Source organism: Streptomyces sp. BK022 (assembly GCF_004217355.1).
GTDB classification, from domain to species: domain Bacteria; phylum Actinomycetota; class Actinomycetes; order Streptomycetales; family Streptomycetaceae; genus Streptomyces; species Streptomyces griseoluteus.
This window is the reverse complement of sequence record NZ_SHKU01000006.1, coordinates 279,287-298,925: the sequence shown is the minus strand read 5'-3', so window position 1 is coordinate 298,925 and position 19,639 is coordinate 279,287. Positions and strand designations below refer to the sequence as shown.

The window sequence follows — 19,639 nt, the reverse complement described above, 5'->3', positions numbered from 1 at the left end:
TTCCTCAGTACGCAAGGGCGCGGTCGACGGCGTCGAGCACCCGGTCCAGGCCCGGCAGATACTCGTCCTCCAGGCGCGCCGGCGGGTACGGGGCGTGATAGCCGCCGACCCGGAGCACCGGGGCCTCCAGGTGGTAGAAGCACCGCTCGGTGATCCGCGCGGCGATCTCCGCGCCGGAGCCGAGGAACACCGGCGCCTCGTGGACGACCACCAGACGGCGGGTCTTCTCGACCGAGGTCTGGATGGTGTCGAAGTCCAGCGGGGAGACCGAGCGGAGGTCGAGCACCTCCAGGGACTTGCCCTCCTCGGCGGCCGCGTCGGCCACCTGCAGGCACAGCTTGACCATGGGCCCGTACGCGGCCAGCGTCAGATCGGTGCCCTCGCGGGCCACGCTCGCCTTGTGCAGCGGGCCGGGGATCAGCTCGGGGTCGACCTCACCCTTGTCCCAGTAGCGCCGCTTGGGCTCGAAGTAGATCACCGGGTCGTCGCTCTGGATGGCCTGCTGCATCATCCAGTAGGCGTCCGAGGAGTTGGACGGGCTGACCACCTTCAGGCCCGCCACGTGCGCGAACAGCGCCTCGGGGGACTCGGAGTGGTGCTCGACCGCGCCGATGCCGCCGCCGTAGGGGATGCGGATGACGACGGGCATCTTCACCTTGCCCAGCGAGCGGGCGTGCATCTTCGCGAGCTGGGTGACGATCTGGTCGTACGCCGGGAAGACGAAGCCGTCGAACTGGATCTCGACCACCGGGCGGTAGCCGCGCAGGGCGAGACCGATCGCGGTGCCGACGATGCCGGACTCGGCGAGCGGGGTGTCGATGACCCGCTCCTCGCCGAAGTCCTTCTGGAGGCCGTCGGTCACCCGGAAGACGCCGCCGAGCTTGCCGACGTCCTCGCCCATGACGAGGACCTTCGGGTCGGTCTCCAGCGCGCGCCGCAGCGATTCGTTGATCGCCTTGGCCAGAGCCATTTTCTCCGCCATGTCAGTTGCCCCCCTCAGCGTCCGCGAACGACGCCTGGTAGGCGGCGAACTGGGCGCGCTCCTCGTCGACGAGCGCGTGCCCGTCCGCGTACACGTTCTCGAAGATGGCGAAGCGGTCCGGGTCCGGCATGGCGCGGACCGCTTCCCGCACGCGCTTGCCCAGCGCCTCGGACTCGGTCTCCAGTTCCGCGAAGAACTCGTCGTCCGCGTGGTTCGAGGACTCCAGGTAGGCACGCAGGCGCAGGATCGGGTCCTTCGCCTCCCAGGCGACGCGCTCGTCGTCGTGGCGGTAGCGCGTGGGGTCGTCGGAGGTGGTGTGGGCACCCATCCGGTAGGTGAACGCCTCGACCAGGGTCGGGCCCTCGCCGTTGCGGGCGCGCTCCAGCGCCCAGCGAGTCACGGCGAGGCAGGCCAGCACGTCGTTGCCGTCGACCCGGACGCCGGGGAAGCCGTAGCCCTGGGCGCGCTGGTAGAGCGGGACGCGGGTCTGCTTCTCGGTCGGCTCGGAGATCGCCCACTGGTTGTTCTGGCAGAAGAACACGACCGGGGCGTTGTACACCGCGGAGAAGGTGAACGATTCCGCCACGTCGCCCTGGCTGGACGCGCCGTCGCCGAAGTAGGCGATCACGGCCGAGTCCGCGCCGTCCTTGGCCACGCCCATCGCGTAGCCGGTGGCGTGCAGCGCCTGCGAGCCGATGACGATCGTGTACAGGTGGAAGTTGTTGCCGTTGGGGTCCCAGCCGCCGTTGTTCACACCCCGGAACATGCCGAGCAGGTTGGTCGGGTCGACCCCGCGGCACCAGGCGACGCCGTGCTCGCGGTAGGTCGGGAAGACGTAGTCGTCCTCGCGGGTGGCGCGGCCGGAACCGATCTGGGCGGCCTCCTGGCCGAGCAGCGAGGCCCACAGGCCCAGCTCGCCCTGGCGCTGGAGGGCGGTCGCCTCCGCGTCGAAGCGGCGGGTGAGCACCATGTCGCGGTACAGACCGCGCAGCTCGTCGGGGGTGATGCCGGCGACGTAGGCGTCGAACTCGGCGTTCTTGACCCGCTTGCCCTCCGGCGTCAGGAGCTGCACCAGCTCCGGCTCGGTGCCCTGCTTCGCGGTGCTGCGGGTGCTGCGCCCGGTACCGGCGGTACCGGTCTTGCCTGCGGCGCTGCGTCGCGGCTTGCGCGCGGCACTGCTCTCCACGGTCACGTGTGCTCCTCCGTCGTTCCGGCCCACGGGGTTGCCGGTGAGCCTGGGTTCCCCCTTGCTCGGTCGGAGCCGGGGGGAGCGGCCACCTCTTCTCGACCACCGGGCACGGGGTGGGTGCCGCTCGGCCGGGAACAGGCGTGACAGGTGCCCCGGCGAGCGCCTGCGGCTTTTAACGTTACCCAGTGCTCCACATTTCTGTGAAACCCCACCTGACCTGCGATTTTGCTTGGATATCCAAGTAAATCGACAAGGCCCGGAAGTTCGCTGGTCACAGCCTTGCAGGAGGCCGGAGCAACGGCACGTTATCCCGCCCACCCAGCCCAAAGGAAGAGTCCCGGCGCGTCACCGGGGACGGGCGGGGATTTCTTTCGCGCCGCGCGCGAATTGCACTTCCGTGTGCACCGGGACGTTCACCGGGGCACGCCGGGTGACCGAATGCGACCGCCGACGACTGCCTGTGACAACCCCCAGCTCACGGGGTCTTTTCGTGCCCTAGCATCGGCGCGTGCAGCGCCTTCGTGTACCACCCGTCGTGCCCCACGCGCCCCCGCTCGGCACCTTGTTACCCCTGTACGGAGCCGGTACGGCCCTCGCCTGCGAACCGGTCGACCAGGGTCTGCTCAACCGGGGCTACCGGGTGCGCACCACCCGGGGGCGGTACTTCCTCAAGCACCACTTCGACCCCGACACCGCCGACCCCGACGCCATCGAGCGCCGCCATCTGGCCACCCAGCGCCTCGCCGAGGTCGGTGTCCCCGCCGTCCCCCCGCTCACCCACCGCGAGGGCCGTACGGTCGCGGTCGTCGGCGGGCACGCCTACGCCCTGCACCCCTGGGTCGAGGGCGGGCATCTGCACGGCGGTCAGCTCACCCGCTCCGAGAGCGCGCGCCTGGGCGCGCTGCTGGGCGCCGTGCACGCCTGCCTGGAGCGCGTGATGCCACCCAAGGGGCGCACCCGCCCGGCCACGAGCCCGCACCCGGTGGAGAGCGCCGACCCGGCCGACACCTTCACCCTCATCGACGACCTGCTCGGCCACGTCCACCGCCACAGACCCGCCGACGCCTTCGACGACCTGGCCCGCCACCGCCTGCTGGAACGCCGGTCGCTGCTGGAGCAGCACACCCACCGCCGCCCGCCGCGCGGCGGCCCGGTGGGCTGGGTGCACGGCGACTTCCACCCGTTCAACCTGCTCTACCGGGGCGGTACCCCCGCCGCCATCGTCGACTGGGACCGCCTGGGGGTGCAGCCCCGCGCCGAGGAGGCCGTACGCGCCGCCGCGATCTTCTTCGTACGGCCAGCGGGCATGCTGGACCTGCCCAAGGCGCGGGCGTACGCGCGGGCGTACCGGCGCGCGGCACGCGCCACCCCCGCGGAGCTGGCGGCGGCCGTGCACCGGGTGTGGTGGGAGCGCCTGAACGACTTCTGGATGCTGCGCTGGCACTACGAGCGCGGGGACACCCGCGCCGACTGCCAGTTCCCGGCCGCCTCCGCGCTCGCGGTGTGGTGGACACGGGAGTACGACGCGGTGTGCGACGCCTTCACGAGCTGAGCGCCCCGAGAGCGGTCAGCCGCCGGCCGGCCCGTCCGGGCCCGTTGCGGGGGCCGGCGGGGTCGGCCTTCAAGTGCCGTCGGCGCCGCCCGCGTCCGCCCCGGCCGCCGCACCGGCGTCCGCACCGCCGGCACCAGCCGTGGTGCCCTGGTCGGTGCCGCCCGCGCCCGTGCCGTCCGTGGTGCCCGCGTCCGTACCGCCGCCGGCCGCGCTGCCCGTCGCGGGCGGCGAGGTCTGCGGCTTGCTCGGCTGCGGCTTGCTCGGCTGCTGGTCGGTCGGCTCGTCCGACGGCTCCGTCGTACCGGGGTCGGACGGGCTGCTGGAGGGCGTCCAGCTCGAACCGTCGTTCCAGCCCGAGCCGCCCTGGGTGGCCGGGTTGTCCGTCGGCTGCTGGGTGGTGTCGTCGGTCGGCGTCTCGGACGCCTTGTCGTCCTTGTGCGTCCGGGAGTGCGTCGGGGTCGGCTTGGTGCCCTTGCCCTCGTCGCCGCCGGAGTTGTTCAGCGCGAGCGCGACACCGGCCACGACCGCCACCAGGGCGAGCGCGGCCAGCACCAGGAGCTTGCCCCGGCCGCTGCCCTTGTTGCCGTGGCCCTCGAAGCCGCCGTCGTCGCCGCTCCCGTACCCGCCCGGCAGGATCGGCTGCGGGATCTGCGTGGTGCCGCCGCCGTAGCCGCCGGACTGGGGCATCACGGTGGTGCCCGCGTAGCCGCCGGGCGGGGTGGGCGCGCCCACGGCGGCGTCCACCGGCCCGGTGTTCCAGGTGCCGGAGTGGGCGCCCTGGTCGTACAGCATCTGCAGGCCGTACTGGATCAGGCCGCGCATCTCCTCGGCCGTCTGGAAGCGGTCGTCCGGCTCCTTGGCGAGGGAGCGCATGACCAGGCCGTCCAGCTCGGGCGGGCAGCCGGCGGTGACCTGCGAGGGCGGCACCGGCATGTCCTGGACATGCTGGTAGACCACCGACAGCGGGGTCTCACCGGTGAAGGGGGGCCGCAGCGCGAGGAGTTCGTAGAGCAGGCAGCCGGTGGCGTACAGGTCGGAGCGGTGGTCGACGGCCTTGCCGAGCGCCTGTTCCGGGGAGAGGTACTGCGGGGTGCCCATGACCATGCCGGTCTGGGTCATCGTCGTGGAGGCGCCGTGCAGGGCGCGGGCGATGCCGAAGTCCATCACCTTGACCGCGCCGTTGTCGGTGATGATGACGTTGGCGGGCTTGATGTCACGGTGCACGATGCCGTGCTGGTGCGAGTAGGCGAGCGCGTCCAGCACCCCGGAGACGATGATCAGGGCCTGCTCGGGTCCCGGCGCGTCCGCGTCGACCAGCAGTTCACGGATGGTGCGGCCCTCGACCAGCTCCATCACGATGTACGGCACGGCCTGGCCGTTGACCTGGTCCTCGCCGGAGTCGTACACGGCGACGATCGAGTGGTGGTTGAGCCCGGCCACCGACTGGGCCTCGCGCGTGAAGCGGGCCTTGGAGGTGGGGTCCTCGGCGAGGTCGGCGCGCAGCAGCTTGACCGCGACCGTGCGGCCGAGCCGGACGTCCTCGGCCGCGAACACCTCGGCCATGCCGCCCCGGCCGAGCCGGTGGGTGAGCCGGTAGCGGCCGTCGCCGACGAGCCCGCCGTTGCCCCAGTTCTCCGGCGCCTCCGCCATGCCGCCGCCGGCCGCCGCCTCGGGGTCGGACGGGCCTTGGGCGCCGTGCGTCTGTGCCATCGGTCCTCGCCGTCGTTTCTGCCCGCGATGCGCGCGGTGTTGATACGGACTCCGTCGGCCACGCTACAGCCTCGCCGGTGGCCGCCGGTCCCGATCCGGCACCGGGACGGGCCCAGGACGGACCGGCCATGAAACCCGCAGCACAGGCCCACGTGCAAATTCCGTGCACCGGTCGTACGACTGCTGTAACGCTTGCGCGACGCTTCTTTCGCGTACGGTCACGGAACGGGCACCGGGCTTGACGTGTCCGTGCCCTCGGGCAGACTTGGCCGGGAATGACACATTCGATCAAGACAGGTGCCCGCGGCGCGTGTCCGGTCGATGACGGCTCCGACGGGCCAGTGGGGGACACGGAACGATGAGCCAGGACGGCGCACAGGGCGGCCGGTACACGGGGCGGGCACTGGCCGGCGGCCGTTACCGGCTCCAGGACCTGCTCGGCGAGGGCGGTATGGCCGCCGTGCACCTGGCCCACGACTCGGTGCTGGACCGCCAGGTGGCCATCAAGACCCTGCACACCGAGCTGGGCCGGGAGCAGGCGTTCCGCGAGCGGTTCCGCCGCGAGGCCCAGGCCGTGGCCAAGCTCACGCACACCAACATCGTCTCCGTCTTCGACACCGGCGAGGACGAAGCGGACGGCATGCCCTACATCGTCATGGAGTACGTCGAGGGCCGCCCGCTCGGCTCCGTGCTCGCCGACGACATACGGCAGTTCGGCGCGATGCCCGCCGACAAGGCCCTGAGGATCACCGCGGACGTGCTGGCCGCGCTGGAGATCAGCCACGAGAAGGGGCTGGTCCACCGGGACATCAAGCCGGGCAACGTGATGACCACCAAGCGCGGCGTGGTCAAGGTGATGGACTTCGGCATCGCGCGGGCCATGCAGTCCGGGGTCACCTCGATGACGCAGACCGGCATGGTCGTCGGCACCCCGCAGTACCTCTCCCCCGAGCAGGCCCTCGGCCGCGGCGTGGACGCCCGCTCCGACCTGTACTCGGTCGGCATCATGCTGTTCCAGCTCGTCACCGGCCGGCTGCCGTTCGACGCGGACTCCCCGCTGGCCATCGCCTACGCGCACGTCCAGGAGGAGCCGGTCGCGCCCTCCTCGATCAACCGGGCGCTGCCCCCGGCGGTGGACGCCCTGGTGGCCCGCGCGCTGAGGAAGAACCCGGGCGAACGCTTCCCCACCGCCGAGGCGATGCGCGAGGAGTGCCTGCGGGTGGCCGCCTCCCTCCAGCAGGCGGCGCCGAGCATCGTGCCGGGCGCAGGTCCGACACAGAGCGGCGCGGGCGTGGGCTCGGCGGTGTTCCCGCCGGTCGGTCACACGGCCCCGCAGCCCCACCCCGGCCAGGTGCAGCAGCCGTACCAGCCGACGCCGAACCCGTACGGCACCCCGCCCCCGTCCTACGGCTACCCGCAGCAGGGCGGCTATCCGACCCCGCCCGCGTACGGCGGCCAGCCGGCACCCGCCTACGGGGCCCAGCCGCCGACCGCGGTGCCTTCCTCCGGGACCGGCGGCGGCCGGAACAGCAAGCCGGTGCTGATCGGCTCGGTCGCGGTGGCCGCGGTGCTGATCGCGGGTCTGCTGATCGCGCTCAACATGAACAAGAAGGACGACACCACGGGCGGCGGCGGAGGCTCCCCCCGCGCCTCCACCTCCTCGCACGCCGCCGGCTACCGGGGCCCGGACACCTCGCGCACGATCGACGACACCGAGTGCACCGAGCCGCAGGAGTCGTACAACGACGAGAAGAAGATCCGGCTGCCCGACTTCCGGTACAAGAACATCGACTCCGTGAAGGCGTGCTTCCAGGCCGCGAGCTGGCAGTACAAGGTGAAGAAGGAAGACAACAACACCTGGGGCGACGGCACGGTCCTCGACCAGTTCCCCGCGCCGGGCACGGATGTCGACCCGAAGAACATGGGCGAGGTCTCGCTGAACGTCTCCACGGGCGAGCCGCCGCAGTAGGCGGGTACGAAAAGGGCCCGGCGGATCTCTTCCGCCGGGCCCTTCCCGTCCGTCGTGCCTACAGGTAGGGGCCGCCCGAGCGGCCGCCGGTGTGCTGCTCCTCGGGGCCCTCCGGGACGCTGCCCGGCGGCAGCGCGCGGCGCATCTGCTCCAACTGGGCGCGGGCGGCCATCTGCTGGGCGAACAGCGTGGTCTGGATGCCGTGGAAGAGGCCCTCCAGCCAGCCGACCAACTGGGCCTGGGCGATCCGCAGCTCGGCGTCGCTCGGCGTCGCCTCGTCGGTGAAGGGCAGCGACAGCCGCTCCAGCTCCGCCACCAGCTCCGGCGCGAGGCCGTCCTCCAGCTCCTTGACCGAGCTGGCGTGGATCTCCTTCAGCCGGACCCGGCTCGCCTCGTCCAGAGGGGCGGCGCGCACCTCCTCCAGCAACTGCTTGATCATGCTGCCGATCCGCATGACCTTCGCCGGCTGCTCCACCTGGTCCGTCACCGGGATCTCGCGGGAGCCCTCGTCCGTGCCGCCACCGAGCGCCATCCCGTCCTGGCCCACGACGAGGATCTGGGGGTTCTCGGGCGACCGTTCGTTCCTCGGCATCTCCATGCCGTCATTCTCTCGCACCCGCCCACCCCATCACCGCCGCACCCCCGCGCGCCGGTGATCCGGCGTACCGCCCCCTACGGCCCAACCCGGAATGCCGGGTGCGCCATGAAATGTGAGGCTGGATTCCTTCTTCCCCGGCATTTCCCCGGAGGTCACCGACGTGACTCCAAGGCTGCGACTCACGCTCCGCCTGGTGCGGGTGCTGCTCGTCCTGATGGCGACGGCCGCGCCCGTGTACGGCACCGCGACCGCGTACGGCGCGGAGAGCGCCCCGCCGGGTTCGCCCAACCCGTCCGGCCGCTCCTCCGCCCCCGCCGTGCGGGCCCGCAACGCCGCCGACACCGCCTCGGCGTCCCCCACCGCCTCCAAGCCCGCGCGGGCCGGCAGCCGGGGCGGGGAGGGGCGGATGCGGCCGGGCCGCCCCGAGCTGCCCGACCCGGCGCAGGACCCGGCCGGCAGCGCCGCACCCACCACCCCGGAGGCCGCCTACCCGGAGGAGCCGGAGACCGCCGACAGCCCCGCCGCGCCCACGCCGACCGCCGCCTCCGCCCCGGCCTCGCGGCCCGCCGCCGTACGCCAGGGGGAGAGCACCACGGCGCGGGCGCCGCACATCCTCCCCCTGGGCAGCGGCCTGGTCCTGCTGGGCCTCGGCCTCGCGCTGGCCCGGCTGGGCCTGCGCATCCGCCGCACCTGAGGGTCGTCGCGGTTACGGCGCGACCAGCAGCACCTTGCCGATGTGGCCGCTGCCCTCCACCACCCGGTGACCCTCGGCCGCGTCCGTCATCGGCACCTCGCGGTCCACGACGGGACGGACGACGCCCGACTCGATCAGCGGCCAGACGTGCTCGCGTACGGCCGCCACGATGGCCGCCTTCTCGCTCAGCGGGCGGGCCCGCAGCGAGGTCGCGCTGACCGCGCCGCGCTTGCCCAGCAGCAGGCCGATGTTCAGCTCGCCCTTGGTGCCGCCCTGCATCCCGATGATCATCAGGCGCCCGTTGACGGCCAGCGTCTCCACGTTGGGGCCCAGGTACTTGGCTCCCATGTTGTCGAGGATGACGTCGGCGCCCTCGCCGTCCGTGGCCCGCTCGATCTCGGCGACGAAGTCCTGGTCGCGGTAGTTGATCAGGATGTCAGCGCCCAGCTCGGCACAGAAGTCCAGCTTCTCCTTGGTCCCGGCGGTCACCGCGACCCGCGCCCCGATGGCCTTGGCCAGCTGGATCGCCATGGTGCCGATGCCGCTGGAACCGCCGTGCACCAGCAGCAGTTCGCCGGGCCGGAGGTGGGCCAGCATGAAGACGTTGGACCAGACCGTGCAGGCCACCTCGGGCAGCGCCGCCGCCTGCTTCAGGTCGATGCCCTTGGGCACGGGCAGCAGTTGCCCGGCCGGGACGACGACCTTCTGGGCGTAACCGCCGCCCGAGAGCAGGGCGCACACCTCGTCGCCCACGGACCAGCCGGAGACACCGGGGCCGAGGGCGGCGATCCGGCCGGAACACTCCAGGCCGGGATAGGCGGAGGCGCCGGGCGGCGGGTCGTAGTAGCCCTGACGCTGCATGATGTCGGCCCGGTTGACGGCGCTGGCCACCACCTCGACCAGTACCTCGCCCTCGCCGGGCACCGGATCGGGCACCTCGGTCCAGGTCAGGTTCTCGGGCCCGCCGGGTTCGGAAATCGTGATCGCATGCATGCCCGCGACGCTACTCCCCGACCGTGCCGCGGGCCCGACGGCCCGCTCAGTCGCCCGGCAGCGGACGCGCGTGCGGGGCGACGTGCGCGGTGGGGGTGGCCCGCACGATGGTGATCAGCCGGTCGGTGAGCTGCAACTCCCCGACGGCCGGGTCGTCATACCCGAGGACACGGTGGCCGCGTACGACGCTGACCACGAGGTCCTCCGTGTCGCGCGGGCTGCGGCCCACCTCGGAGCGGACCACCGGGCGGTCCACGATGTCCAGGCCGCTGCCCTGCTGGATCAGGTCCTCCATCACCATGCCGGCGGCGGGGCTGAGCACGGAGAGACCGAGCAGCCGGCCCGCCGCTCCGGAGCTGGTGATGACCGCGTCGGCTCCGGACTGCTTGAGCAGCGGGGCGTTCTCCTCCTCGCGGACGGCGGCCACGATCTTGGCGCTCCGGTTGAGCTGGCGCGCCGTCAGGGCCACCAGCACCGCGGTGTCGTCACGCTGGGGGGCGATGATGATCTGCCGCGCCTTGTGCACCTCCGCCCGCCGCAGCACCTCGCTGCGGGTCGCGTCACCGGTGACACCGGCGTACCCCTCGGCCGTGGCCGCCTCGATCGCCTTGGAGCTGGGGTCGACCACGACGACCTGTTCCTTCTTCAGCCCGGTCGCGCAGACGGTCTGGATCGCCGAACGGCCCTTCGTGCCGAAGCCGATGACGACGGTGTGGTCGCGCAAGGTGGACCTCCAGCGGTTGAGACGCCATTCCTCCCGGGTGCGTTCGGTGAGGACCTCCAGCGTGGTGCCGACCAGGATGATCAGGAAGAGCACGCGCAGCGGGGTGATGACGAGGATGTTGATGAGCCGGGCACCGTCGCTGACCGGGGTGATGTCGCCGTAACCCGTGGTGGAGAGGGTGACCGTCGCGTAGTAGAACGCGTCGAGCAGGTCGACGGGACCGTCGGAGTTGTCGCGGTACCCGCTACGGTCCGCGTAGACCACGAACGCGGTGGCCACCAGCACCACCAGCGCCATGACCAGGCGCTTGGCGACCTGGCGTATGGGGCGTTCCACCGCCTTCCTCGGCAGCTTCACCCGCGAAGGCACCAGATGTTCGCCGGCCTGGCGGGCTATGGCGTCATGGCCCGGAAGTTTCACGTGAAACACACCCCGATTCCGGCCGTGTCCCACGGCAGGTCCAGCAATTCCAGTCCGGCACCCTGGGCCGCCCCGCCGGGCGGGACGACGGCCAGCGCGTCGGCGGTGGCGATCCCGCGCAGCATGGCGGGCCCGCTGTAGCGCAGCGGTACGGCCCGCTCCCCCCGCAGCACCACGGGCACCAGCCGCGTGTCGTGCGCGTGCCCCTGCACCGCTTCCCTCAGCGGCATCCGGTACGGCTCGGGCACGGGGTGGGCGGCCAGCGTCCGCAGCAGCGGCTCGGCCAGCGTGACCAGACCGGAGACGGCCGCGAGCGGATTGCCGGGCAGCCCGACCAGGTGCTGGTCCGCCTTGGTACGCGCCAGCAGCATGGGGTGGCCGGGGCGCACCCCGACGCCGTCGACGAGGAGTTCGGCGCCGATCCGCTCCAGCGTGGGGTGGACGTGGTCCACGGGTCCGGCGGCGGTGCCCCCGGTGGTGACGATCAGGTCGGCGCGGGAGGTGGTGATCGCCCTGCGCAACGCCTTGGCGTCGTCGCCGAGCCTGCGGACGGCGATGACCTCGGCGCCCAGTGCGCGCAGCCAGGGCGCCAGCATCGGGCCGAGCGCGTCCCGGATCAGCCCGTCGTGCGGGAGTCCCTCGGTGAGGAGTTCGTCGCCGAGGACGAGGACTTCGGCGCGCGGGCGCGGGACCACGGTGAGGGTGTCGTACCCGGCCGCCGCCGCGAGGCCCAGCACGGCCGGGGTGACCAGGGTGCCGCTGGGCAGCAACTGGTCGCCGCGGCGGCACTCCTGGCCGCGCGGGCGGATGTCCTGGCCGTGGCTCATCTCCCTCGTGGAGTGCAGCCGGTCCTGGGGTCCGGTGCGCCCGTGCTCGCTGCGCAGGACGGCGGTGACACCGGTGGGCACACGGGCACCGGTGGCGATCCGGACCGCCTCGCCGTCGGTGAGGGGCTCGGGGGGCGCGTGTCCGGCGAGTACTCCGCCGTCCCGGATCTGCCAGGGCCCGGGTCCGGCGACGGCCCAGCCGTCCATCGCGGAGGTGTCGAAGGAAGGGAGGTCGCTGAGCGCGTCCAGGGGAGCGGCCAGGACCAGGCCGAGGGCGTCGCTCAGGGCGACGGAGACATGCGGGCGCCGGGTGGCCCGGCGGGCGGCTCGGGCGGCGGCCGCACGGGCCTCGGGCCAGGGGGTGGCGCGGGGGTGGGGGTGCTCGTGCCCGGCCGGGCGGGCGGGCGCGTGGCCCGGCCGCCCGGTCTGGTCGGACCGGTCTGTCCCGCCTGTCCGGTCGCTCTGGGGGGCGCGGACGAGTGCCAGGGCTTCTTCCACGTCGAGGTCTTCGGCGTCGCCGCGCCCGGCGTGCGGTCCCGCGTGGGTGCCGGAGGCGGTCATCCGGCGTCCGGGGCGGACCCGCCCCCGCTGTGCTCGGCTTCCCAGCGGGCGGCGAGGTCAGTGACCTTGGCGGACGCCTCCGCGATGGACTCGGCGTCGCCCTTGCCCTGGGCGGCGGCGTAGCCGATGAGGAAGGTGGTGAGCGGGGCGGCGGGGCGGGCCACACCGTGGGCGACGTCGCGGGCGGCGTCCAGGAGGACGCGGGTGTCGACGCCGAGCTCGATGCCCAGCTCGTTCTTGACTGCGGTGATCCATTCGTTCAGCACGTGCCCATGCTCCCTGATCCGTGCCCTGGCGTGGGCGATGTCCTCCCAGGTGTCGCAGTCGAAGGAGGCCAGCGGGTCGGTGAGCCGGGTCAGGCGCAGGGCGCCGGTCAGGCGGCGCAGGGGCAGCCCGGTCAGGCCGCCGCGCTCGGCGTGCCCGCTCGGCTCGGCGTGCCCGGCGGCGAGGGCCGCGAGGGCGCCGCGCAGGGCGGCGGTGCGGTACGCGGCCACCAGCGGCTGGTCGCGGCCGTCGTCGTCGGTGAGCATCGCCCCGTCGGCATCGCCGTCCCGCAGCGCGGCCAGCAGCCGGTGCACGGTGTCCGCACCGAGGAACGGCAGGTCGGCGGAGAGCACCACCGCGTACTCGGCCGTGGTGAGCCGCAGGCCCGCGTCGAGCGCGGCGACGGGACCGCCCCCGGCCGGCTCCTCCCGCGCCCAGCGCACCGGCCGGGCGGTGGCCCGGGGGTCCGCCACGACGACGGTGGTGGCCGCGTCGGCGCAGGCGGCAAGCACCCGGTCGAGCAGCGCCCGGCCGCCGACCTGGACACCGGGCTTGTCGGCCCCGCCGAGCCGCCGCGCCCCGCCGCCGGCCAGCACGACGGCGTCGTACGGTGCGCCGGTCGCCGGGCCGGACCCGCTGGACTCGGAGGATGCGGCCGGCGGGGGGCCGGCCGGGGCGTTGTCGGTCACCCTTCGAGTATGGCTGGTGGGCCTTCGGGAGCGGATGCCGCCCGGCGGGAACCGGGCGGCGCGTGTCGAACGGCCGGGCTCACACGGTGCGCAGCAGTACGGCCGGCTGTTCCACGCAGTCCGCCACGTACCTCAGGAAGCCGCCCGCCGTGCCGCCGTCGCAGACCCGGTGGTCGAAGGTGAGCGAGAGCTGCACGACCTGGCGCACGGCCAGTTCGCCCCCGTGCACCCACGGCTTGGGGACGATGCGGCCGACGCCGAGCATGGCCGCTTCGGGGTGGTTGATGATCGGGGTGGAGCCGTCCACGCCGAAGACGCCGTAGTTGTTCAGCGTGAAGGTGCCACCGGTGAGTTCACCCGGCGTCAGCCGTCCGGCGCGGGCGGCCTCGGTGAGCCGGGCGAACTCGGCGGTCAGCGACTCGGCGTCCCGCGTGTGCGCGTCCCGGACGACGGGCACGACCAGCCCGCGCTCGGTCTGCGCGGCGAACCCCAGGTGCACGCCGGGCAGCCGGACGACCTCACGGGCCTCGGTGTCGACGTAGGAGTTCAGCTCCGGGAACCGGGCGAGAGCCGCCGCGCAGATACGGGCGAGCAGGGCGACCAGGGAGATCTTCGGGGCCCCGGCGGCGTTCATCGCCGCCCGCGCGCGCAGGAGTTCGGTCGCGTCGGCGTCGACCCAGCAGGTGGCGTCCGGGATCTCCCGGCGGCTGCGGCTCAGCTTCTCGGCGACGGCGCCGCGCACACCCTTGAGAGGAATGCGGGTGCCTTCGGGGTCGGCGGTGGGGGTGGAGGCCGGGGCCGGCGCTGTGGCTTCGACGCGGAGGGCCGCTTCGACGTCCGCGCGCAGGATGAGGCCGTCCGGGCCGGTGCCGCGCAGGGTGTGCAGGTCCACGCCGTTGTCCCGGGCGAGCTTGCGGACGAGGGGGGAGATGACGGGGACGGGCCCCGAGGGGGCGGGTGGCTCGGGTGCGACCGGCGCGGGTGTGGGCGCGGGTGCGCGTGCGGGCACGGGTGCCGGGGCCGCCGGCGCGGTGCCGTTGGCCATGGTGACCTGGGCGCGTACCCGGCGTCGGCGGCGGGCGGGAGCCTGGGTGCCGTAGCCGACCAGGACATTGCCGGAGCCCTCGGCCTCGGCGGCGGGTTCCCCGGCCGGGCCGACGGAGTCGGGGGAGCCGACCGCGACGGTGATCAGCGGGGCGCCCACGGGCAGTTCGGTGCCCTCCTCGCCGTAGCGGGCGGTGACCACGCCACCGTAGGGGCAGGGGACCTCCACCATCGCCTTGGCCGTCTCGACCTCGACGACCGGCTGGTCGACGGCGACCACGTCGCCGACGGCCACCAGCCAGCGCACGATCTCCGCCTCGGTGAGCCCTTCACCGAGGTCGGGCAGCTTGAACTCCAGTACCTGGGCCATCAGTTCTCCGCCTCCCACTGGAGACGGGCCACCGCGTCCAGCACACGGTCGACACCGGGCAGGTGGTGCCGCTCCAGCATCGGCGGCGGGTAGGGCAGGTCGAAACCGGCCACGCGCAGCACCGGTGCCTCCAGATGGTGGAAGCAGCGCTCGGTGATCCGGGCCGCGATCTCCCCGCCGGGACCGCCGAAGCCGGTGGACTCGTGGACGACGACCGCGCGACCGGTGCGCCGGACGGAGGCGCAGACCGTCTCGTCGTCGAAGGGCACCAGCGAGCGCAGGTCGACGACCTCCAGATCCCAGCCCTCGGCGCGGGCGGCCTCGGCGGCCTCCATGCAGACCGGCAGGGACGGTCCGTAGGTGATCAGGGTGGCGCTGGTGCCGGGGCGCCGGACCACCGCGCGCCCGATGGGCTCCACCTCGGTGGGATGGTCGGCGTTCCAGGCGTCCTTGGACCAGTAGAGCCGCTTGGGCTCCAGGAACACCACGGGGTCGTCGGAGGCGATGGCCTGCCGCAGCAGTCCGTAGGCGTCGGCGACGGTGGCCGGGGTGACGACGTGCAGGCCGGGGGTGGCCATGTAGTACGCCTCGGAGGAGTCGCTGTGGTGCTCGACGCCGCCGATGCCGCCGCCGTAGGGGACGCGCACGGTGATCGGCAGGGGCATACGGCCCCGTGTGCGGTTGCGCATCCGGGAGACATGGCTGATCAACTGCTCGAACGCCGGGTAGGCGAACGCGTCGAACTGCATCTCCACCACGGGCCTCAGGCCGTACATGGCCATGCCCACGGCGGCGCCGAGGATGCCGGCCTCGGCCAGCGGGGTGTCCGTGCAGCGGTCCTCGCCGAACTCGGCGGCGAGGCCGTCGGTGACCCGGAAGACACCGCCGAGGGTGCCGACGTCCTCGCCCATGACGTGGACCGCGGGGTCGGCGGCCATCGCGTCGCGCATCGCGCGGGTGAGGGCCTGCGCCATGGTGGCGGGCTTGACGGCGACGGTGGTCATCGCGGGTCGCCTTCCTGGTCGTCCTGTTCGGCGGCCAGCTCGGTCCCGAGCAGCGCGCGCTGCTCGCGGAGCTGCGCGGTCGGCTCGGCGTACACGTGGTCGAAGAGGTCCATCGGGTCGAGCCGGGGGTCCTGGTTCATGCGTTCCCGCAAGGATGCCGCCATCGCTTCGGCGTCCTCCCGGACCGCGTCGAGCGCCGCGCCGTCGAGCAGCCCGCGCGCCGTCAGCTCGCGCTCCAGGAGCTGGACCGGGTCGTGCCGCCGCCACGCCTCGACCTCGTCGTCCTCGCGGTAGCGGGTCGCGTCGTCGGCGTTGGTGTGCGCCTCCACGCGGTACGTCACCGCCTCGACCAGGGTCGGGCCGCCGCCCGCGCGGGCGCGCCGTACAGCGTCACCGAGCACCTCGTGCACCGCGACCGCGTCGTTGCCGTCGACCAGGCGGCCCGGCATGCCGTACCCGACCGCCTTGTGGGCGAGGGAGGGCGCGGCGGTCTGCTTGGCGAGCGGGACGGAGATCGCGAAGCCGTTGTTCTGCACCAGGAAGACGACCGGGGCCTGCCAGACGGCGGCGAAGTTCAGCGCCTCGTGGAAGTCGCCCTCGCTGGTGCCGCCGTCGCCCACCATGGCGAGCGCGACCACGTCGTCCCCCTTGAGCCGCGCGGCGTGCGCGAGGCCCACGGCGTGCGGCAACTGGGTGGCGAGCGGGGTGCTGAGCGGGGCGACGCGGTGGGCGTGCGGGTCGTAGCCGTTGTGCCAGTCGCCGCGCAGCAGGGTGAGCGCCTCCACCGGGTCGACGCCCCGGGCGATCACGGCGAGGGTGTCCCGGTAGCTGGGGAAGAGCCAGTCGCGCTCCTCCAGGGCCAGGGCGGCGGCGACCTCGCACGCCTCCTGCCCGGTGCTGGAGGGGTAGACGGCGAGCCGGCCCTGCTTGGTGAGCGCGGTCGCCTGCGTGTTGTAGCGGCGGCCGCGGACCACCTGTGCGTAGAGCCGGCGCAGCAGGTCCGGGTCGGCCTCGGCGGCCTGGTCGGTGCCGAGGACGCGGTAGGGCTCGGCGTCGGGCAGCAGCGGCGCGGGGTCCGTGCGGGGCTGCCAGGCGGGCGGCGGCGATGGCCGATACGCGCCCCGCTGCTCCATGACCGTCATGACGGCACCTCCTCGTGGGAGCGGCTACGAGAGGCGGGTCGGCTGTGACCCGTCTCACCTACCGATTGTTCGGTCGTCGGCGCATTTTGGCTACTGGCCCCCTCAGGCTGTGGACAAACGGTTTTGCACAGCCTGGAATGAACGCAGGACGTCCACGGCGATGAAGCGGGGGGACATGACACCTGAACAAATGGCCCAGGCGGTGGAGGCGAACGGCGCACCTCCGCCCCGTCCGCTGGATGCCATAGATCAGGACATCCTCAAGATCCTCCAGGCGGACGGCCGCGCCTCCATACGCGCGGTCGCCGAGCGGGTCCACGTCTCCCGCGCCAACGCCTACGCGCGGATCAACCGGCTGGTCGAGGACGGGGTGATCCGCGGCTTCGGCGCCCGCGTCGACCACGAGCGGGCCGGGCACGGCACCTCGGCGTACATCACGCTGAACATCGTCCAGAACACCTGGCGCACGGTCCGCGAGCAACTGCGCCGCCTGCCCGGCGCGTCCCACATGGCGCTGGTCGGCGGCGACTTCGACGTGCTGCTGCTGGTGCACACGCCGGACAACAGGGCGCTGCGCGAGCTGGTGCTCACCCGGCTCCAGTCGATCCCCGAGGTGCTGGGCACCCGCACGCTGCTGGTGTTCGAGGAGGAGGACCTGGAGCCGGACGCGTGACTCCTGCGCGCGGTCCCTATTCGCCGCGCAGCCCCGCGAAGACCAGCCGCACCACCGCGTCGGCCACCTCGCGCCCGCTGGCCCCCCGGATCTCGGGCCGGTACCACTCGACGATCGAGTTGATCATTCCGAAGACCAGCCGGGTCGCGAGCCGGACCTCCACGTCGCCGCGCACGTCCCCGTCCTCGGCGGCCGCCCGCAGCAGGTCGGCCACCCGGTGGTCGAAGTCCCGGCGCCGCTCCAGCGCCCACCGCTCCGCCTCGGTGTTGCCCCGGACGCGCAGCAGCAGCGTCACGTAGGGCAGCTCGGCTATGAGCACCTCGACCATGCGCCGCACGACGTGCTCCAGCCGGTCCACCGGCCGCCCCACGCGCGCGTGCTCCTCGTCGAGGATGGCGAACAGCCCGTCCAGCGCCCGGCTGACGGCCCGGCGCAGCAGTTCCTCCTTGCCGCTGACGTGGTGGTATATCGAGGACTTGGAGATGCCCGCGGCTCTGGAGAGGTGCTCCATGGAGGTGCCGTCGTAACCGCGCTCGTTGAACACCCCCACGGCGACCGACAGGAGCGTCTCCGGGGTGTACGTGTCGCGCTTGGCGGTGGTCATGAGGTGCCCTCCCGCTTGTCGGTGGCGTACGCGTGGCGGTAGAGCGCGAGGGACGGCGCGTACCGGCCGGAGGGGTCGCGCACGTGCAGGTCGTCCAGCAGCTCGTAGGCCCAGCTCCGGCCGAGCCTGCGGCTCCACTCGAAGGGGCCGAGGGGGTAGTTGACGCCCAGGCGCATCGCCGTGTCGATGTCCTCCTCGGTGGCCACGCCCTTGGCGACGGCGTCGTGCGCGAGGTCGACGATCCGGGCCACCGTGCGGGCGACGATCATGCCGGGCACGTCCCCGATGACGCTGACGTCCTTGCCGAGCGCCTGGAAGAGGCCGATGGCCTCGGCGAGGGTGCGCGGCGAGGTGTCCTGGGAGGCGGAGAGCGCGATCCGGGTGGCGGCGCGGTAGTCGAGGGCGAGGTCGAAGTAGACGACGTCCCGGAACTCCACGGCGGTCTGGCCGTCCGCGAGGACCAGCTGGCCGCCGCTCGGCAAGGCCAGCCGGCTGCCCTGGTCCTCGTCCTCCTCGTGGACGGCGATCCCCGCCTCGCGGATCAGCGGGAGCAGCCCGGCGGCGGGGCCGAGGTCGCCCTCGACGGTGACGTGCGCCGGCGGCTTCTCCTTCTCGGCGGTGTGCGGCTCCGGGCGGTCGGCGTCCTCGGCGTAGTCGAACCAGCCCTGCCCGCTCTTGCGGCCGAGGCGACCGGACTCCACCAGGCGGCGCTGGGCGAGCGAGGGCGTGAAGCGGACGTCCTGGAAGAAGGAGTTCCACACCGAGTGGGTGACGGATTCGTTGACGTCCTGCCCGATGAGGTCGGTCAGCTCGAACGCGCCCATGCGGAAGCCGCCGCTCTCGCGCAGGACCGCGTCGATGGTCGCCGGGTCGGCGCCCTGGGCCTCAAGCACGGCGAACGCCTCGGCGTAGAAGGGCCGGGCGATCCGGTTGACGATGAAGCCGGGGGTGTCCGCGCAGGCCACCGGCGTCTTCCCCCAGGCGCGGGCGGTCTCGTACGCGCGCGTGACGGACGTGACGTCGGTGGCGTACCCGGAGACGACCTCCACCAGGGGCAGCAGCGGGGCCGGGTTGAAGAAGTGCAGGCCCAGGAGACGCCCGGGGGAGGCGAGCGCGCCACCGACGGCGGTCACCGACAGGGAGGAGGTGTTGGTGGCGAGCAGGCAGTCCTCGGAGACGATTCCCTCCAGCTCCCGGAACAGCTCCTGCTTGACGTCCAGTCGCTCCAGCACGGCCTCCACGACGAGCGCGCAGCCGGCCAGTTCACCCAGGTGCTCGACGGGGGTGAGCCGGGCGCGCGCCGCGTCCCGTTCGTCCGCGCCGAGCCGGCCCTTGGCCACGAGCCGGTCGAGACGGGCGCCGATGGCCTCGGCGGCCTCCCGCGCCCGGCCAGGCAGGGCGTCATGCAGCAGGACGGGGTGGCCGGCGGTCAGCGCGACCTGGGCGATGCCCTGGCCCATCGTGCCGGTGCCGACCACGGCCACGGGGCTGCTGAGGTCGATAGCTGTCATGTGCGCGATCCTCCCGCACGACGTTGTCCACAGATGCGGCGGACCCCCTTGTCCCGACCGATCGTTCGGTTACTCTAGCCCTGACCGCCCGCGGCCCACCACCGTCCGGCGGAAGGCTC

17 protein-coding genes are annotated in these 19,639 nt (G+C 73.2%); 4 read left to right on the top strand and 13 right to left on the bottom strand.

Annotated elements, in window-relative coordinates:
* Positions 1-4 precede the first annotated feature (4 nt).
* A complete protein-coding gene (locus EV284_RS25145) occupies positions 5-982 on the bottom strand; it encodes an alpha-ketoacid dehydrogenase subunit beta (RefSeq protein ID WP_130337957.1) in 978 nt (325 codons plus the stop codon).
* Between the two features lies 1 nt (position 983).
* On the bottom strand, positions 984-2,174 hold the full coding sequence (gene pdhA, locus EV284_RS25140) for a pyruvate dehydrogenase (acetyl-transferring) E1 component subunit alpha (protein ID WP_130337955.1): 1,191 nt from the start codon (positions 2,172-2,174) through the stop codon (positions 984-986).
* Positions 2,175-2,706: 532 nt separating this feature from the next.
* Between pdhA (EV284_RS25140) and EV284_RS25135 the strand changes: the two genes are divergently transcribed.
* Positions 2,707-3,723 (top strand): phosphotransferase, encoded by a 1,017-nt coding sequence (locus EV284_RS25135; RefSeq protein WP_130338443.1) that lies wholly within the window; start codon positions 2,707-2,709, stop codon positions 3,721-3,723.
* Positions 3,724-3,792: 69 nt separating this feature from the next.
* Here the strand turns inward: EV284_RS25135 and EV284_RS25130 are convergent, their stop codons facing one another.
* Positions 3,793-5,433 (bottom strand): protein kinase, encoded by a 1,641-nt coding sequence (locus EV284_RS25130; protein ID WP_130337953.1) that lies wholly within the window; start codon positions 5,431-5,433, stop codon positions 3,793-3,795.
* 358 nt (positions 5,434-5,791) lie between these two features.
* Here EV284_RS25130 and EV284_RS25125 point away from each other — a divergent pair, with 358 nt between their 5' ends.
* Positions 5,792-7,402 carry a protein kinase gene (locus EV284_RS25125; RefSeq protein ID WP_130337951.1) on the top strand — a complete coding sequence of 537 codons (1,611 nt, stop codon included), beginning with the start codon at positions 5,792-5,794 and terminating at the stop codon, positions 7,400-7,402.
* A 58-nt stretch (positions 7,403-7,460) separates the two neighbouring features.
* Here EV284_RS25125 and EV284_RS25120 read toward each other — a convergent pair whose 3' ends face one another.
* Entirely contained in the window at positions 7,461-8,000 is a 540-nt protein-coding gene (locus EV284_RS25120) for a bacterial proteasome activator family protein (protein WP_130337948.1), read from the bottom strand.
* A gap of 112 nt (positions 8,001-8,112) precedes the next feature.
* On the opposite strand from EV284_RS25120, the gene EV284_RS33025 reads away from it, so the two are divergent.
* Entirely contained in the window at positions 8,113-8,694 is a 582-nt protein-coding gene (locus tag EV284_RS33025) for a hypothetical protein (protein WP_242625813.1), read from the top strand.
* Between the two features lie 12 nt (positions 8,695-8,706).
* Here the strand turns inward: EV284_RS33025 and EV284_RS25110 are convergent, their stop codons facing one another.
* From EV284_RS25110 to pdhA (EV284_RS25080), 7 genes are all read right to left on the bottom strand, one after another.
* Positions 8,707-9,687, bottom strand: coding sequence for an NAD(P)H-quinone oxidoreductase (locus EV284_RS25110; RefSeq protein WP_130337946.1), 981 nt, complete (start codon positions 9,685-9,687; stop codon positions 8,707-8,709).
* Between the two features lie 46 nt (positions 9,688-9,733).
* Positions 9,734-10,831 carry a potassium channel family protein gene (locus EV284_RS25105; RefSeq protein WP_130337944.1) on the bottom strand — a complete coding sequence of 366 codons (1,098 nt, stop codon included), beginning with the start codon at positions 10,829-10,831 and terminating at the stop codon, positions 9,734-9,736.
* Entirely contained in the window at positions 10,828-12,219 is a 1,392-nt protein-coding gene (locus EV284_RS25100) for a molybdopterin molybdotransferase MoeA (protein ID WP_130337942.1), read from the bottom strand. The genes EV284_RS25105 and EV284_RS25100 overlap by 4 nt, the downstream gene beginning before the upstream one ends.
* Positions 12,216-13,079: an NTP transferase domain-containing protein gene (locus EV284_RS25095; RefSeq protein ID WP_242625833.1), complete on the bottom strand. Its 864-nt coding sequence runs from the start codon at positions 13,077-13,079 to the stop codon at positions 12,216-12,218. The genes EV284_RS25100 and EV284_RS25095 overlap by 4 nt, the downstream gene beginning before the upstream one ends.
* 172 nt (positions 13,080-13,251) lie before the next feature.
* Positions 13,252-14,586 (bottom strand): dihydrolipoamide acetyltransferase family protein, encoded by a 1,335-nt coding sequence (locus tag EV284_RS25090; protein ID WP_130337938.1) that lies wholly within the window; start codon positions 14,584-14,586, stop codon positions 13,252-13,254.
* Positions 14,586-15,590, bottom strand: coding sequence for an alpha-ketoacid dehydrogenase subunit beta (locus EV284_RS25085; RefSeq protein WP_130337936.1), 1,005 nt, complete (start codon positions 15,588-15,590; stop codon positions 14,586-14,588). Before EV284_RS25085 ends, EV284_RS25090 begins: the two co-directional genes overlap by 1 nt.
* Entirely contained in the window at positions 15,587-16,732 is a 1,146-nt protein-coding gene (gene pdhA, locus EV284_RS25080; protein ID WP_130337934.1) for a pyruvate dehydrogenase (acetyl-transferring) E1 component subunit alpha, read from the bottom strand. The genes EV284_RS25085 and pdhA (EV284_RS25080) overlap by 4 nt, the downstream gene beginning before the upstream one ends.
* Positions 16,733-16,922: 190 nt before the next feature.
* Here pdhA (EV284_RS25080) and EV284_RS25075 point away from each other — a divergent pair, with 190 nt between their 5' ends.
* A complete protein-coding gene (locus EV284_RS25075; protein WP_130338441.1) occupies positions 16,923-17,405 on the top strand; it encodes an Lrp/AsnC family transcriptional regulator in 483 nt (160 codons plus the stop codon).
* Positions 17,406-17,421: 16 nt separating this feature from the next.
* On the opposite strand, the gene EV284_RS25070 is transcribed toward EV284_RS25075, so the two are convergent.
* Both EV284_RS25070 and EV284_RS25065 read right to left on the bottom strand, forming a co-directional pair.
* The gene (locus tag EV284_RS25070; protein WP_130337932.1) at positions 17,422-18,009 is read right to left on the bottom strand and encodes a TetR/AcrR family transcriptional regulator; all 588 of its coding nucleotides are present in this window, start codon (positions 18,007-18,009) and stop codon (positions 17,422-17,424) included.
* A complete protein-coding gene (locus EV284_RS25065; RefSeq protein ID WP_130337930.1) occupies positions 18,006-19,520 on the bottom strand; it encodes a 3-hydroxyacyl-CoA dehydrogenase in 1,515 nt (504 codons plus the stop codon). The genes EV284_RS25070 and EV284_RS25065 overlap by 4 nt, the downstream gene beginning before the upstream one ends.
* Positions 19,521-19,639: the final 119 nt, after the last annotated feature.

Excerpts from the sequence above, each read along its gene's own strand:
- EV284_RS25145 (WP_130337957.1), bottom strand. The coding sequence starts at position 982 with ATGGCGGAGAAAATGGCTCTGGCCAAGGCGATCAACGAATCGCTGCGG.
- EV284_RS25130 (WP_130337953.1), bottom strand. The coding sequence starts at position 5,433 with ATGGCACAGACGCACGGCGCCCAAGGCCCGTCCGACCCCGAGGCGGCG.
- EV284_RS25125 (WP_130337951.1), top strand. The coding sequence starts at position 5,792 with ATGAGCCAGGACGGCGCACAGGGCGGCCGGTACACGGGGCGGGCACTG.
- EV284_RS25120 (WP_130337948.1), bottom strand. The coding sequence starts at position 8,000 with ATGGAGATGCCGAGGAACGAACGGTCGCCCGAGAACCCCCAGATCCTC.
- EV284_RS25110 (WP_130337946.1), bottom strand. The coding sequence starts at position 9,687 with ATGCATGCGATCACGATTTCCGAACCCGGCGGGCCCGAGAACCTGACC.
- EV284_RS25100 (WP_130337942.1), bottom strand. The coding sequence starts at position 12,219 with ATGACCGCCTCCGGCACCCACGCGGGACCGCACGCCGGGCGCGGCGAC.
- EV284_RS25090 (WP_130337938.1), bottom strand. The coding sequence starts at position 14,586 with ATGGCCCAGGTACTGGAGTTCAAGCTGCCCGACCTCGGTGAAGGGCTC.
- EV284_RS25085 (WP_130337936.1), bottom strand. The coding sequence starts at position 15,590 with ATGACCACCGTCGCCGTCAAGCCCGCCACCATGGCGCAGGCCCTCACC.
- pdhA (WP_130337934.1), bottom strand. The coding sequence starts at position 16,732 with ATGACGGTCATGGAGCAGCGGGGCGCGTATCGGCCATCGCCGCCGCCC.
- EV284_RS25075 (WP_130338441.1), top strand. The coding sequence starts at position 16,923 with ATGGCCCAGGCGGTGGAGGCGAACGGCGCACCTCCGCCCCGTCCGCTG.
- EV284_RS25070 (WP_130337932.1), bottom strand. The coding sequence starts at position 18,009 with ATGACCACCGCCAAGCGCGACACGTACACCCCGGAGACGCTCCTGTCG.
- EV284_RS25065 (WP_130337930.1), bottom strand. The coding sequence starts at position 19,520 with ATGACAGCTATCGACCTCAGCAGCCCCGTGGCCGTGGTCGGCACCGGC.